General features: G+C 33.0%; 14 protein-coding genes. 5 read left to right on the top strand and 9 right to left on the bottom strand.

Annotation, left to right across the window (positions count from 1 at the left end; all coding sequences use genetic code 11):
- Window positions 1-637 precede the first annotated feature (637 nt).
- Entirely contained in the window at window positions 638-1,441 is an 804-nt protein-coding gene (locus COC46_RS00360) for an extracellular solute-binding protein (protein WP_098807801.1), read from the bottom strand.
- 635 nt (window positions 1,442-2,076) lie between these two features.
- Window positions 2,077-2,292 carry a DUF6366 family protein gene (locus tag COC46_RS00355; protein WP_098807800.1) on the bottom strand — a complete coding sequence of 72 codons (216 nt, stop codon included), beginning with the start codon at window positions 2,290-2,292 and terminating at the stop codon, window positions 2,077-2,079.
- A gap of 516 nt (window positions 2,293-2,808) precedes the next feature.
- Between COC46_RS00355 and COC46_RS00350 the strand changes: the two genes are divergently transcribed.
- Window positions 2,809-3,174, top strand: coding sequence for a VOC family protein (locus COC46_RS00350; protein ID WP_098807799.1), 366 nt, complete (start codon window positions 2,809-2,811; stop codon window positions 3,172-3,174).
- A gap of 277 nt (window positions 3,175-3,451) precedes the next feature.
- Here COC46_RS00350 and COC46_RS00345 read toward each other — a convergent pair whose 3' ends face one another.
- On the bottom strand, window positions 3,452-4,381 hold the full coding sequence (locus COC46_RS00345) for a DMT family transporter (RefSeq protein ID WP_098807798.1): 930 nt from the start codon (window positions 4,379-4,381) through the stop codon (window positions 3,452-3,454).
- A 140-nt stretch (window positions 4,382-4,521) separates the two neighbouring features.
- On the opposite strand from COC46_RS00345, the gene pdxR reads away from it, so the two are divergent.
- Window positions 4,522-5,955, top strand: a complete 1,434-nt coding sequence (pdxR, locus tag COC46_RS00340; protein ID WP_098807797.1) for a MocR-like pyridoxine biosynthesis transcription factor PdxR — start codon at window positions 4,522-4,524, stop codon at window positions 5,953-5,955.
- A 31-nt stretch (window positions 5,956-5,986) separates the two neighbouring features.
- Entirely contained in the window at window positions 5,987-6,841 is an 855-nt protein-coding gene (locus COC46_RS00335) for an FtsW/RodA/SpoVE family cell cycle protein (protein ID WP_098807796.1), read from the top strand.
- 22 nt (window positions 6,842-6,863) lie between these two features.
- Here COC46_RS00335 and COC46_RS00330 read toward each other — a convergent pair whose 3' ends face one another.
- Both COC46_RS00330 and COC46_RS00325 read right to left on the bottom strand, forming a co-directional pair.
- On the bottom strand, window positions 6,864-7,592 hold the full coding sequence (locus COC46_RS00330; RefSeq protein ID WP_098807846.1) for a hypothetical protein: 729 nt from the start codon (window positions 7,590-7,592) through the stop codon (window positions 6,864-6,866).
- Window positions 7,593-7,847: 255 nt separating this feature from the next.
- Window positions 7,848-8,882 carry a DUF3048 domain-containing protein gene (locus COC46_RS00325; RefSeq protein ID WP_098807795.1) on the bottom strand — a complete coding sequence of 345 codons (1,035 nt, stop codon included), beginning with the start codon at window positions 8,880-8,882 and terminating at the stop codon, window positions 7,848-7,850.
- A 208-nt stretch (window positions 8,883-9,090) separates the two neighbouring features.
- On the opposite strand from COC46_RS00325, the gene COC46_RS00320 reads away from it, so the two are divergent.
- Both COC46_RS00320 and gloA2 read left to right on the top strand, forming a co-directional pair.
- On the top strand, window positions 9,091-9,309 hold the full coding sequence (locus tag COC46_RS00320; RefSeq protein WP_098807794.1) for a hypothetical protein: 219 nt from the start codon (window positions 9,091-9,093) through the stop codon (window positions 9,307-9,309).
- 185 nt (window positions 9,310-9,494) lie between these two features.
- Window positions 9,495-9,881, top strand: coding sequence for an SMU1112c/YaeR family gloxylase I-like metalloprotein (gene gloA2 / locus COC46_RS00315; protein ID WP_098807793.1), 387 nt, complete (start codon window positions 9,495-9,497; stop codon window positions 9,879-9,881).
- 291 nt (window positions 9,882-10,172) lie between these two features.
- On the opposite strand, the gene COC46_RS00310 is transcribed toward gloA2, so the two are convergent.
- The 4 genes from COC46_RS00310 to COC46_RS00295 all read right to left on the bottom strand — a co-directional run bounded on the left by COC46_RS00310 (window position 10,173) and on the right by COC46_RS00295 (window position 14,769).
- A complete protein-coding gene (locus tag COC46_RS00310) occupies window positions 10,173-12,395 on the bottom strand; it encodes a glycoside hydrolase family 65 protein (protein ID WP_098807792.1) in 2,223 nt (740 codons plus the stop codon).
- Between the two features lie 150 nt (window positions 12,396-12,545).
- Entirely contained in the window at window positions 12,546-12,944 is a 399-nt protein-coding gene (locus COC46_RS00305; protein WP_098807791.1) for a VOC family protein, read from the bottom strand.
- Window positions 12,945-12,978: 34 nt separating this feature from the next.
- Window positions 12,979-14,076, bottom strand: a complete 1,098-nt coding sequence (locus COC46_RS00300; protein ID WP_098807790.1) for a threonine aldolase family protein — start codon at window positions 14,074-14,076, stop codon at window positions 12,979-12,981.
- An 84-nt stretch (window positions 14,077-14,160) separates the two neighbouring features.
- Window positions 14,161-14,769 (bottom strand): methyltransferase, encoded by a 609-nt coding sequence (locus COC46_RS00295; protein WP_098807789.1) that lies wholly within the window; start codon window positions 14,767-14,769, stop codon window positions 14,161-14,163.
- Between the last annotated feature and the right edge of the window lie 124 nt (window positions 14,770-14,893).

The following is a 14,893-nucleotide window of genomic DNA, read 5'->3' as shown; positions in this document are numbered from 1 at the left end:
AAACCTTATAATCATGAAAAAGACTAGCCCAAACTTACGGCTAGTCTTTCATCATTATTTCAATTGTTTATTTACTTATTATAGTTTCCATGTTGTCGCTAGTAACGGTCATTGACAAACAACGTTATGCTATCGCCCTTCATACCGAATAAGACTTTATCATGAAAAATGAGCTTAGCGTATCCTGACCACGGGACATAAAACAACATCGTTTCTTGTTCAACTGATATGAACGAAACTGTCAAACCACTACTTCAAAATTATACTTACAGTAGGTTTTGTTACTTTTTTAGGCAGAATTAAATAAAGACAACAAACTTCTTTTTTAAATTAATTGCTTGCTATCTTTTAATAGAAGTATTTAGTTTTTTATTAAAATACTGTTTAGTACCTAAAATCTTAGCACGAATGCAAATATTATCAATAGTGATTTACAGTCTAATATGAGTGGCTTGGTTACCACATTTCATTCTATCCTACTCAATTTGTAAATCTTTGCACTTAAACTAACCTGCCATTTAGTTCGTTAAAAAAGACCGCCGAAGCAGCCATTCGTTGTTCAACTAATGCACCCCGTTAGTTTAAGTACATTTCTTCACAAACTTTCCTTCCAGTTTTTTAGATTTAAGGCTCATCCTTACTTCCAGCCCCATTTTTGAAAGATTTGGTGAGATTCTTCCGTTCTTAAATAATCAATAAATTGCTGTGCCTCTTTTTTCTGATCGGTGATTTTCGTTAGGGCGATTGGCGTTCCACGATAGAGCTTTTCTTCTTCGGGCAGTTCGACCAGGTCGGTCACATCCTGGAGCCGGTAACGCCACGATTCATAGGTAATCCAGGCGTCCAGGCTGGAATTCGATTTCCATCGTTCAATGGCTTCGGCACTAGACTTTACAGAAAGGATAATATTTTGGGAAATGCCTTCAATCAGCCCTTTTCTGCCTGCCAGGTCTTCCCACAGGCCAAGCTGGCCGGCCCCATTCACATCGATAATTTTTACTCCTTTTTTCGTCAAATCCTCCAGACTTTCAATCTTCTTAGGATTTCCTTTCCTCACCAATATTCCTACGGCACGCGGGTAAAGCTCCGTACGTGATTTAGTGTCGATCATTTCGGGGTGGTTAAAGATGAAGTCCTGCAGCATATACTCGGAGCCACCGAAAATAATATCTGCATCTTGCTTTGCCTGGCCGATCCAATTGCCCTCTGGTCCGGCTGTTACTTCCACCTTGATTCCCGTTTCAGCTGAAAAATGTTCAGCAGCTTCCTTAATCGGTCCAAGTGGTCCGCCTGGTCCGTACACCCGGATGACATGATCACTTTGGCTAGAATTTGGTGTCGCCTGGAACGCTGGCTTTCGGTCCATTTTTGCATAGGCTGACAATCCTGTAGCCATAATGACAAAGAGCAGTAGAGCTGATAGGAACACGGTCTTCTTCATAATTCTTCCTCCATTTCATACATGATTTTTATTAGTACTATTAAAGGAAACGAAGGGAGGTTATAAACGGTTTGATTATAATTGTAAAATAGTTAGAAAGTTTCATAATCTATTGAAAATTAGTCTGGAGAAGAATAAATAAAAGGTGTACATGTTGGTTTAAAATATAGTTAGAACGAGATATTGAATAAGCCTTTATTTTACGGAAAATAAAAAGAATCCATTTTGAAAAAAGATTCTTCTAATATTGGTCTTAAATATGGGTATCCAAAAGTGATATGTACTTTTTTGTAATTGCCTTTATCGAATATATTTTCAATAGGCTTTTTAAGCCTTTTTAGTGTGTCTGGTTCAGGAATGTTATTGAATAGCGTAATTAGTGTATCTACATATTTATCACTCGAACATCCGCCTTTTCCCCCATTTACCAATGCTAAATGGGCAATTGAATTTATAATAAATTCGCTTTGAGTAAAGATTTTCCTTCTTGAACTAACCTGCCATTATGTTGAATAAATAATGACCGACAAATCGTCGATCATTTTGTATAACTAAATCAATGTGTAAGTTGTATAACGGTATTGAAAAAAGGTCTGCCGCTAACAGTCCCAATTGTTGTGAAATTATAGCCCCCGTTACTTAAAGAAAATTGAAGCAATTATAACTCCCATTATAAGTACAAGAATAAGTAACCCCGTACCTTTCCAACCTATACTACCTAATAAATCCACAAGACTGCCACTGTTTGCTCTATTAAAAGCATCGTTCAGACTAACTGTCGGATTTCTTTTTAATTCTTTTTGTCTTAATCTCTCTCTTTTTCGATCAGGAGTTTCTTTGTTATCTTGCACTTTAACACCCCCTTGTAAGTTAAACAAACATTCCTTTTATATTTTACCACGTATAACCATTATCCTTGTTGAACTATTCTGCCATTATATACAGTATGATTTTTGACCGTATTCATAGTAAATAACGAAACAAAATCAGCTTATTTCTAACTTTGTTTACTTATTATATTCAGTAAGTAATTATAGTTATTAACGTAAACAACGATAGGACTTTATTTGGAGAGGTGGGTATGATAGGCTTGTACGCCAACTGAAACATCTGCTTCAGCCTTTAAAACTAATCATGCCCACAGAGGCTCCAAGTCAAGTCCTTAACCACTTATCAATGCTTTCATGTAAACAAAAATAAAAGGTGCATTCTATCAATCTTTTTAGAGTTGATACTGTATATAAGCACTGCTTTACTTGAATAAGAAAATCAACAATCTTTTATAACAGAGCCTAAATAAAAAAAGGTCAGGGTATTGTCCACAAAGAATAGGTAATAGAGTAAATAGTTAAAGGAGATGAGTTAAAATGAACGGAGTTTTAGATATTGTAATTTTTTGCAAAGATACAAACTCTTCTAAGAACTGGTATGAAAAAGTTGGATTTGAATATTTAAGGGAACACGAGGGTATGTTTTGGTTCAAAGTTGGTGATGGCGAAATAATGCTCCATCCTACTGATGTACAATCAAATACTGATGCAGTCTTTCAATTAGTAGTAAAAGAAGTTGAGCCACTTTTTGAAAACATAATAGAAAAAGAATTGACTCCATTAGATTTCTCAAATGGAGAAAAAGTGATCACAGAACCTATTATTCAACCTTGGGGCTATAAGGAATTTTGCTTACGAGATCCAGACGGTTACATATGGGCATTTGTCCAAAAACCAAATTAAAATGCTTAAAAATCCACAAGATATTCAATTTCCTTGTGGATTTTCTTTGTTTGTTCATTTAAAAATGTAGAGGATTACCACTACTTAAAGAAGCCATATTCAACGGGCAAGCATTTTATGAACAAAAGCCGCTGCCTTATAAACAAAAATCTACAGTTTATGAACAAAAAATAATACTTTATGCACCAAGTTCACAGGTTTATGAACAAAGTACATATTTTGTTCGTATTTCTCACAAATAGGCGGTCGCTAGAAACTACACACCAAGGTGCAAACCTTACTTTGAAACTTCCACTTCTTTTTTTAAAAGCATCCCTTGCTTTCTATACATAGAAAAAGTAGACCAATTTGCAATGAATACACCAGATAAGATTAATATTCCACCAATTGCCATGATTGGTTTAATTGGTTCGTCCATTACGAAATAGCCTAATACACTTGCAATTAATGGGGATACATAAAGCCATGTTGATGGAAAGACTGGGTTCGTTTTCGCTAATAACCAACTGTACAAACCATGTCCCCCAATTGAACCTATAATAATAAGGTACAATATAGGCCACTGTGCATCCCAAGAACTTAAAATTGAAATTTTCGGTTTTTCTATTACAAATGAAAAAAGAAGAAGAAATATTCCACCATATAGCATTTGAAAAGCATTGATTAAAAATGGCGATATACGATTAAAATCAGTTAAGACTTCCTTTGAAGTAATAGAACCTAATCCGTAAAATGCTTCCCCTATTAATACTGCGATACAACCTACCACCCATAAGTAAGAGATATGCTGGCTAATCCCAGGTAAACAAACGAATATCACACCAGCAAAAGCCATTACTAACGCTATTAACTGTTTACGTTCAATTCCCTTATTATTACGTCTTAATTGAAAAAGTAAAATCATCATAGGACCAGTTGCAGACAAAACTGCAGCTAACCCTGATGTTATATACTGTTCAGCCCAATATAGTGTTGAAAATGTCATAAAAGTTAAGCAAAATCCAATATACATTAGTCGTTTTGACAAAATAAATTTCTTCACGTTTTGCCCTTTAAGAAGAAAATATAATATGACAATCAGTCCAGCAATAGTAAATCGAATTCCGGCTGAAAATAAAGGTGAAACCCCTGACTCAATGCCAAATTTTATTGCAAGAAAAGTTGTACCGAAAATAATACAAATAACCAAATAATTAATAATAATCATTTCATCACCCCTTTGATAAAAGTATTATATTAAAGTCGGAGTATAACAGTATAATAGAGCATATAACAGTTAGCTGTTTTCCCCATTGACGATTGATCTTTTTTTTAATAACTTATTACTTAAAAACTAGTGGTGAAATGATGAAAATTCAAGTCCATAAAAAATCAACAGTTCCAATCTATCTACAAATAAGTACCCAGATTGCAGGTAGCATTCAAAGTGGTCTACTTATGCCTAACGAGAAATTACCATCAATACGGATTTTGGCTGATGAACTTTCAATAAGCGTTTTAACAGTTAGAAAGGCGTATAAATGGTTAGAGTCACAAGGCTATGTCACGGTAGAACAAGGTAAAGGAGTATTTATAAAAAAGAAAGTGAATAAAATGGTGCAAGTAGATTCAAGTTCTAACTGGCAACAGACTTTAGGAATCAATATTGTCCGGTCCCAATATTTAATAAATAGAGAACAGCTAAAATATGATTTTTCGAAAGCAGTTGTCTACCCACGTCTACTTCCTAATAAATTTTTAGCAGACGAAATGCAAAAGCTATTAAGAGATGATGCCTCTATTTTAACAACTTACGGACCTGTTCAAGGAGATTTCGAACTAAGAACGGAAATTATTAATCACTTATTTGAATTTCAAAAAATACGCTGTAGCGCTAATCATCTAATCATTACAAGCGGAGTGCAGCAAGGAATTGATTTAGTAGCTCAAGCATTATTAAAACCTGGCGATTCAATTATCGTAGAAAGTCCATGCTACGGTGGTGCACTTGATATTTTTATAAATAAAGGGATTCATATAATACCAGTCGAGATGGATGAAGAAGGAATTCGATCAGATTTAATAGAAGACTTGTGCATTAAATTTATGCCAAAATTAATTTATGTTAACCCTGCCTTTCAAAACCCAACAGGAATCTCAATGAGTAATGATCGAAGAAAAGAATTAATTCAACTAGCACAACAGTATCATTTCTTTATTCTTGAAGACGATTCATTTAGTGATATTTATTTTGATCAATCAATTCAATATTTCCCGATTAAATATTACGATCAATCAGATCATGTCATCTACATGAAAGGATTCAGTAAAACGTTAGCACCCGGTATTAGAATTGCTGCATTGCTGGCAAATGGACCAGTCTTAGAATGGCTACTAGCGATAAAAGCTTCAATGGACGTAGGAAGCCCTTTACTAACTCAAAAGGCGATTTTACCATTTTTACGAACCGATCGAATGCGGAATCACGTTGAAAAACTACGCATTGCTCTACAAATCCGACGTGATACAAGTGTTGACATACTATCATCACTTAGTGATCAACTATATTGCCGGATTCCTGATGGTGGCTTTAATTTGTGGCTGACATTTCATGAATCCAATCTAGATATTTTTGAGTTATTAAGAAAAGCTAATAAAGAAAATATTTCATTTTTGCCTGGTGTGGCTTGTTATAATAATAAAACAGATGTTTCTTCATTTCGTATTAGTTATTCGCTTGTTAGCGAAATTGACTTATCCGATGGATTAGAGAAGCTATGTAACATCATCAGAACAAGATAATTTTTCGTAATGGAAGGCCGTTTAGAACAAGATGCTAAATTCAAAAAAAATAAATCTACTACCACTCTTATTAACTTTACCCGCTATGATCATTGGCGTATTTGCTATGATTAATAATCAAGTATCCCCATCTATATACGGACAAAATATTGTTATTTCAATTGTAGGAGGAATAGTCTCTTTTTTAGTTTTGTTACGAGGTCCAAAAACTATAAAGACTAAAACAAATATCATTGTAATTACATGCATATTCATATTACTTTTATTAACCTTCTTTGATGAAGGATTACATGGTGTACACCGCTGGTTGGCCATTGGCCCTATAAGGCTTAATATTGCCATTGCATTCGTCCCATTATTAATTATACAACTATCAAATTTAATGAAGTCTAATGCAATTAGGATCAATTTTAGTTTCATACTATGTTTTGCACTATTACTATATTTTCAACCGGATGCATCACAACTAACTGCTTTTACGTTTGCGATTGCGTTTTTATTATTAGGTGTAAAAAAATATAAAAAAACTCAATTACTAGTACTGATTATCTTTATTATTTTAATAGTCTTTAGCTGGTCTCATTTAGATAAACTTGCACCAGTGCCATATGTTGAAGACATCTTAAGTTTAGTAAAGGATATGGGAGTTGGATGGCTAGTCATTGCAATCATCTCACTTTTAATTTTACTAATGCCATTTTTCTTTGTTCCTCCAAATAATGCAAAATTGTTATCGTATAGTCTAGGGACTTATTTAGCAATTTGCATTCTTTCAAGCTTTTTTGGAAACTTCCCAGTACCGATTATCGGCTATGGAACCTCTCCTTTTATCAGTTATTTCATTGCTATGACCTGGTATGTGAACAAATTAAAAATGAACCATTAAAAAAAGGTTCATTTTTTTTGTTTCACCAATGTGACGGTCTTCTAAGTGTCACTGGTATTTTCGTATGATAATCTCCCTTTGCTGAGTTAATTTGAGCTTGAGTTAGAAAGATACAGCCCGTAAGATCCGCTCCACTCAAATTAGCATCTCGCAACTTCTTATTGTTTTTAAATTTATTTAAAGCCTCTGCCCTTGATTGTTCACTTGCACGTAAAAGTACAGAGTTAACTTTTGTACGGTGTAGTATAATGTCTAAGTTTAATATGAACTTAGCATCCATTTGTGTTAATCTTTCAGTTTCTTCTAATATTGTTTTTATGTCATGATGAATCTCACTTGCAGCAGTAAGTATCAGACTTTCATTTAAATACCAAAGCATTTCATGAAGCTGCTTCATTTTCGGAAATACTTCATACATCTCATTGGCTAATTCAGGATTTTGTCGCCAATCGTTTCCATTGAAGGTTACTTGTGATACTTTTTGTCCCGCACCAAAGCAATCAAAAACAGTACATCCCTTGAAACCTAATTCTCTTAAATTATTATGAACTCCACATCGATAGTCAGATTGTAAATTATAACATGGTTTTCCAGCAATTTTATCATTAGCAAAGTCAGCCGAAGCAGCAAATGGTAATGCAACACAGCATAAGCCAAAGCAGCTCTCACAGTCCGCTTTTAGATTTTTATACCGATCTTCTACTAATCCTATGTTTTCAAATTTTTCAGCCACATTCACTCCCCCCTTCATGCTAGAAATAAACGAATAATAATTTTTATCGTAACATCGTAGATTTTTTTGGTCAAACATAGAATTGTTATGCGACATTTACTATTAATGGAGCCGCTCTCATCATAATTAAGCCACTTTCCTCATTAATTGAGCCACTTCTCCATTTAATTAAGCCACTTTCCTCATTATTCAAGCGATGTTCACAAACTGTTCGACTTTTTCATTCAAATTAAAAAGCAGATAACTTAAACAATTATCTGCTATAAAATCGCTCTATTTGATTGTTACATCCTTTAATGCTGGGACAAAGTTTATCCAAGTTTGACCTGGAGAAAGCTTTATTTCAGTTCCATCTAGTCTAAACGGAATGACTCTCCCATCTACGTTTTTCCATTGAATATCCATGTATTTTCCATCAACAATATAATAGCCTTTTCCACCATGTTCGATATCAATTGCACGTCGGCCTGTTTTATCGATCACTTTATGGCTAGCTTCAACGATTACAATATTCTTAATTTGGAGCTCTTTGCCGTTTAAGGCATCCTTTGCTACAATTCCGTTTTGAATTCGCTGAAATTGTTTTGTTGAATTTGAATACTTATAAGTTACATTATTTCTAGCGTCATGAGAGTATCTTATAGAAACCTCAGATGTATTTTTCCATGAGCTATCAAAAACCAAGTCTGTCTGCGTAAAGTCTAATGGAGTTACTTTTTCAGTGTATGAGTAATGTCTTTGAGTAACACCTTTTTCTATACCTTCTTTTAAAATATAAGAATTATGAGGTGCTTTTCTCGTTTTATCTCTTTTAAATAATGTACCATCATAAATCAGTCCGTTTAAAGCGTCAATCATCCCAGAATCCATCATTTGTTTTGCTTTAGGGCTATTTCCGTGACAGATAAATAATGCATGATATCCATTTGCTAAATCAATGTAATAATCTCTAGCACTTCGTACAGGACCAATTTTATCAGGTATATTGCTTTGAAAAATTGCTAGAAATCTTGTAATATCACCTTCTGCTAAAATTTCATAAACAACGTCAGCATTACTTAATCCACTTTGTGGTCTAGCTAAATGATAATTATTAACCATGACAGCAACGGGTCTTTGTTCGCTTGCTTGGCTGATTGGTAACCCATTTAAAGGAGCATAAATCGTATCAATTTCTCCTTTATCAATCACATGTTCATTCGAAGGATTTTTATCTTCATTTTTAACAGTTTTTACAGACTTATCGCCACGCTGACATCCTACAAGAAGCATACTTATCACAATTATAGATAAAATTTTCTTATGCATTGGCTCCCTCACAATCTGCTATTTTCTTAAATTGTATTAAATAATTTTTGAAATAGAAAGTATTTATTAGTTTTTTAAGTAAAACATTCATCCAATATTGTTTAATATATGAATCTTTATTGTTAAATAATCAGCTAAAATTTGTTCTTATTTTATTTCATTTTAAATATTGTATAAAGATAAGAAAGATTAGAGGAGTTGAAGCTATATGATTGTAGTTCATTATATTGAGAAAAACGTTGAACTATTAAACCAACTGCTCAAAAATGTTCCCTCTGAAGGTGATGCTATTTTCATTAAAGGTCGCAAAGGTAAAGTATTAAGTGTTAATCAAATAAATGATAAGCACGTAAATGTATTAGTTGAACTAGAGGTTATTAAAAAAGTACAAATTTTAGCAAAAGACGATAAAAAGAGAAGAAGATAAATTGATAAAACTTAATGGGAGATGATTCCCATTATTTTTTTTGAAGATCTATTTACAGTTCAACTTTCATTTTTCCACTTAAACCTATGAACTATACTGCCAAGCCTATTCCTTTTTCAAAAATATACTAATCATGGTAAACTAGGAAAAGTTTGAATAAGTTAGAAGTAAGAAGGAGTTTTAAGATGGAGATTAAGAGTATCCACCATGTCGCTATTATTTGCGCTAATTATGAATTGTCTAAGCATTTTTACATAGATTTATTAGGTTGTCAGGTAATTAAGGAAACGTATCGAGAGGATCGAGACTCGTATAAACTGGACTTAAGAGTTGGAAATAATGGACAAATTGAGTTATTTTCATTTCCTAACCCTCCAAAGAGACAAACTAATCCTGAAGCAGTTGGTTTACGTCATTTAGCATTTACTGTAACTAATATTGAAGAAAGCATTCAATTTTTAAAGCAAAATGGTGTATATGTAGAACCAATTCGAATGGATGAGATAACAAATAAAAGATTTACATTTTTCCATGATCCTGATGGGTTACCTTTGGAATTGTATGAAGAGTAGATTTTGATAAATAAAAAAACAAAACATTGTCTTAATGAAAGACTGCTGTTTTGTTTTTTTATTTTTAGGCCCTGTTAAAAAAGAATGTTGATTTTCCATTCCAGGTACTTCGCTTTCCATAGGGCGTGACTTGAGTCTCCTTAAGCAAGCCTTTAGGGGTCTCAAGTTTCCCGCATTTCCCATAGGAGTCTTCGTACCTTACATTTCAATTAGTCCAGAATTTAACTAAAATTAACAATTAATATTAACAGAGCCTATTTTTATAACAATAATCTATTCCTTCTCTATCACTTATAGAGAAACTTTTATCTTTTCTGTTACATTATATGTTTCACCATTAATTTCTACTGATACAGGGGGCCCTGATTCCTTTGTGATGGTAATTGTACGTTTGGCAATTGTGATCTCAAGTCTTGATCCTTGCCATAAGAAAGGAAAAGCTATTTTCTCCCAATTCTTAGGTAATTTCGGATCAATCTTTAGACGATTTATGTCCATTGAAATATTTGCAAAACCAAAAATTGTTACTAACCAATTAACTCCCATAGAGGCAGCGTGAATTCCTTCATCTGATGATTTTGGATTCGGCCCTAAATCGATTAAACATCCTTCTTGAAATAATTGGTAAGCTTCCTCTGGATAGTCACATCTTGCAGCAACAATTGCGTGAATTGATTTACTAATAGGAGTATCATGAACAGTACGCTCTTCATAGTATTCCAAATTCTTTTTAACGATTTCAGTTGAAAATAAATCTGGGAAAAGATAGAGCAACAAAACGACATCAGCTTGTTTTAATACTTGTAACTCATTTAAATCCTCAAGCGAATAATCTAATAAAATTTCCCGACTTGTAATGGATTGTCTATATTCCGTTAAGTCAATTTCAGGTTTGCTTAAAAATGTATCATCTTGTGGAATGATATTTTCATCATTAGGTTGTGGTAAATACAATTGTTTTAGAAAATCTTTGCATTTTTGGGCTAATTCTGCATCTTGATCATTGTATTTATCCATAAAATTCATCGCATTCTGCACATTAAAAAAAGCCATGTAATTCGTATACGCGTTATTATCTACTAGTTCTGTGAATTCATCTGGTCCAATGACATTTTTAATAAACAAATCACCACCTTTATCGGTCGTGCGACTAACCCAAAATCTCGCTGTTTCTTTAAGTAGTTCAAGACCATCACTAGCCATAAAGCTTTCATCTAACGTATTTTCATAGTATTGAACAACTGAAAATGCAATATCTGCTACAACGTGCTCACACGCTTTGGCCAATTTTGCGTTTTGAACGATATTAGAGCGCTTACTGTTCTCTCTACTTTTAAGTGATTCTTCTTTTCCAGTAAAAGCACTTGCCCAAGGAAATAATGCCCCCTCATAACCAGATAAGGATGCATTTGCTTTCGCTTCCTGAATATGATGATACCGATATCTAAGTAATTTTTTAGAAATTTCTGGTTCAGTAAATAAGTGAAATGGTGAAATAAACATCTCCGTATTCCAAAATATTAAACCATTATTGCCTTCACCAGTTAACCCCCTCGAGCCTATACTCATACGATCATCATGAATAGGAGTCATTGCTTCAATATGGTACAAAGAAAAATCTATGCCTAGTTGATCTGCCTTGTCCTTCGAAGTAATTTCGATTCTTTTTTGTTTCCAAAAATCCTGCCACTTGATTGTCGTACTATCTCTCAATTTATCGTAGCCCTCTGATAAATATTTCTGTACAGTATTAACACTAGCTGCAGCTGGTTCTTCGCGTAACATATCATTCGAAGTAAATATTGAGCTAATTTTTTCAAACTTAACGGATTTTTCAACGACAAGCTCTTGTGTAATAGAAGTCAGAAGCTGATTATTTAGCGCAAAAAATGAAACTTCACTCTGATCTGGTGAAATACAAGATGTTGCAATCGCAATTTTATGGTTACTCTCAGTTGTTTGATAAACACCGTGCATAATTCTTTTATCGAGTATTTTTACTAGTTCTTCTGTTAGTTCATTCTTCTCTTGACTGACACACTCCGCATTAATGCCCGTTTTTATTTTAATTAAGGCATTACAATCTAAAGCTGTAACAGTCACTTTTGAAGCAAATAAATGTAAATCATCCTTTGAAACGAAACGCTGAAACAAAAAGTGGAAACGATTTCCGTCTTTATTCTTCCAAATTACTTCTCTGATTAATTCGCCGGTCAGCATATTTAATTTACGATCATAAAATTCAAATTGCCCGCTCTCATTTGAAAAAATATCACCATTGATTTCAATTTCCATTCCAACTAAATCAGGAAGATTTACAATCTTTGTCATTTGGCTTGGAGATAACTGATTGTAAATTCCTGCTACATACATCCCTCTAGTTTGCCCTTCATAATCCTCCTCATGACAAGAGCGCAAACCTAAGTAACCATTTCCTAACGCCATTAAACTTGCGTATTTATTCATTAATTGTAGATCAAATTCATTCTCACAAATCATATTTACTTCATTCATATCAAACTCTCACCTTTATAAAAATTCATATAGTAAAAGTTTGCAATAAATCTTCTGTTTTTAAACTTGAAATTATAAAAATATTATCTGATTTGTTAAGAGTATAAAAAAATCGTGTCATAGTAACGACACGATTTTTGTTCTTATTATTTATTTTTTCACAAGAGTTAATTGCCAAGATACACCATATTTATCACTCACCCATACGAATTTTTCACTGAATGGATATGACTGTAGAGGCATTAATACTGCTCCACCTTGACTTAATTTTTCGTATGCATTTTCGATTTCTTCATTTGTTTCACAAGTCACATATAATGAAACAGCTGGTGTAAACGTAAATTTGTGTTTAACAGTACTATCAATACACATAAATTGTTGGCCATTTAATGTGAAAGTAGCATGTATAACTTTCCCTTCAAACTCACCCATATCTGCTCCATAGCGTGTGATATTTAAAACCTCTGAATCTTTAAATAAAGACATATAAAAATTCATTGCCTCTTCTGCTTGTCCTTCAAACATTAAAAACGTGGTAATTTTCTGCATGTAATTCAAACTCCTTTTTATTTTTATTTGGATTTTAAAGTGATTTCATTTCATCATTTAATTTCTTAAATAAACCGTGGAGAGCCTCTTTAGAGATTGTTGAATACTGATCTCCAATACTAATTTCGCAATAACAAACTTCCTCATTAACTGGTCTTAAGTTACCAGTAATGCCAATTTTTGTTTCCTCCTGAATAGATTGGATGATATGTTTAATCTTTTCAATCGGTGCATTATAATGTACATGAAACATATTGGAAACAGGAACAGTAGGGACTGTATGAATTACGTAACAGCTATTAAACAATTCGGCTAACTCTACTGCATTCTTATAATATTGTTCCATCCTATTTGCTCTTTGATTAAAATTATAATCAGCACTAATTATATAAGGATAAAGACTAATTAAATCTCCGCCATGTCGTCTTTTCCAAATTTTTGATTCATTTATAAAATTAGCATCGCCAGCCAGAATCGCTCCTGCAATCCCCCCAATTCCCTTATAAAATGACATATACACACTATCAAATAAGCTACAAACTTCAGTAGCTGTCTTTTTATAGTATGGGAGAATTTCCATTAATCTAGCACCATCTAAATGCAATTTTATCCCCTTTTCACGACAGTATGAGGAAATTGATTCTAATGTTTCATACGTTGGTAATTGGCCACCAATTTCTCTTTGTGGTAATTCTAGCAATAAACAAGAGATTTCTTCACCCATTGCTAAAACATCTTCTAGCTCAATAACACGACTTTTATCTGCTAGTAAAATAGGCTGTATATTATGTAGCTTCTTCAATCCATCTTCTTCATGAATTTCTAGATGTGACAAAGGATGGTAAGCGACTTTATTAATTCCTTTTTGGTCACACCAAATTCGTAATGCGATTTGCTGAGCCATTGTACCACTAGGAAAAAATACTGCTGATTCCTTTCCTAAAAACTCTGCCATTTTCACTTGAAAATCTTCAATAAAATTACCTGCTCCGTACTGATCACTTTCTTCATTACCACTAAAGTCATTTAGTGCATCTTTTAGTATTTGAACATTTCTAAATCCGTGACCTGCTAATTGTTGATTTGTATTTTTAAATGATTCAAAAAAGGGATTAATGTTTTTGTTATACAATGCGTACGCTTCCTTCCGACAATTTAATTTACACTACTGTAAAAATTCTCCATAAAGGCAAATAAATCCTTGAATCTAAAAAATTTAGTAAGTTAATCGATAGATTAAAAATCTTTCATATTGATTTTTTTTATAAGCAGCTTGCAATTTAATCTCTTGCTTTAATTCAAAGGCGGTTTGTTTTTCCAAAAAGTAAACATAGTCATCAGAACTATAATACAAAATAATTTCAACTTCTCGTTTTGATCGCTCGACTGAAATTAAAATATTCTTAATGATATTCATAAAAATTTGGATTGAAAATGGATTAAAAAAATAGAAACGATTATCCAGTGTATTAATTTGATAATCTTCGGCCAAGCAGCAATAAAACAAGATTTTGGCTTCACTCATCTTTTTTTTCTTTATGTAATTCTTTTTATTCTCAATAGCCTCATCAAAATAACTTTCATTCATCTCAATGCCAACTACAGTAACATTAAATAAGCTATTAATATAGAAGTTTAGTCTCCCTTTTCCACATCCGAAGTCAACTATTCGATCATTGCTTGAAATAGTGTATTGATTAAATAATTGTTCTAGAGCACTATAAGGTGTTGGCTCATATCGATGATAATGAAATGATTCATTAAATCCTTTTTGATCACCTTCAGTTTTTATATTTAGTAAATCATCATAATATTTATCGTCCATTCTCCCACGACCATTCTGAACATATATTTTGTAAGTATCTTTATCATACCGTTTAAAAATAGCACAGTCTAACCATAAAAAAGAAGCGTGTTATTTAAACACGCTCAAAGTGTTGAAATATAAA

It is taken from the genome of Bacillus sp. AFS041924 (assembly GCF_002577195.1).
In the GTDB taxonomy this organism is placed as follows: Bacteria; Bacillota; Bacilli; order Bacillales; family Bacillaceae_G; genus Gottfriedia.
Note: the sequence above shows the minus strand (reverse complement) of the source record. Positions and strands in the feature narration are given on the sequence as shown.

Excerpts from the sequence above, each read along its gene's own strand:
- COC46_RS00360 (WP_098807801.1), bottom strand. The coding sequence starts at position 1,441 with ATGAAGAAGACCGTGTTCCTATCAGCTCTACTGCTCTTTGTCATTATG.
- COC46_RS00350 (WP_098807799.1), top strand. The coding sequence starts at position 2,809 with ATGAACGGAGTTTTAGATATTGTAATTTTTTGCAAAGATACAAACTCT.
- COC46_RS00345 (WP_098807798.1), bottom strand. The coding sequence starts at position 4,381 with ATGATTATTATTAATTATTTGGTTATTTGTATTATTTTCGGTACAACT.
- pdxR (WP_098807797.1), top strand. The coding sequence starts at position 4,522 with ATGAAAATTCAAGTCCATAAAAAATCAACAGTTCCAATCTATCTACAA.
- COC46_RS00335 (WP_098807796.1), top strand. The coding sequence starts at position 5,987 with ATGCTAAATTCAAAAAAAATAAATCTACTACCACTCTTATTAACTTTA.
- COC46_RS00330 (WP_098807846.1), bottom strand. The coding sequence starts at position 7,592 with ATGAAGGGGGGAGTGAATGTGGCTGAAAAATTTGAAAACATAGGATTA.
- COC46_RS00325 (WP_098807795.1), bottom strand. The coding sequence starts at position 8,882 with ATGCATAAGAAAATTTTATCTATAATTGTGATAAGTATGCTTCTTGTA.
- COC46_RS00320 (WP_098807794.1), top strand. The coding sequence starts at position 9,091 with ATGATTGTAGTTCATTATATTGAGAAAAACGTTGAACTATTAAACCAA.
- gloA2 (WP_098807793.1), top strand. The coding sequence starts at position 9,495 with ATGGAGATTAAGAGTATCCACCATGTCGCTATTATTTGCGCTAATTAT.
- COC46_RS00310 (WP_098807792.1), bottom strand. The coding sequence starts at position 12,395 with ATGAATGAAGTAAATATGATTTGTGAGAATGAATTTGATCTACAATTA.
- COC46_RS00305 (WP_098807791.1), bottom strand. The coding sequence starts at position 12,944 with ATGCAGAAAATTACCACGTTTTTAATGTTTGAAGGACAAGCAGAAGAG.
- COC46_RS00295 (WP_098807789.1), bottom strand. The coding sequence starts at position 14,769 with ATGGACGATAAATATTATGATGATTTACTAAATATAAAAACTGAAGGT.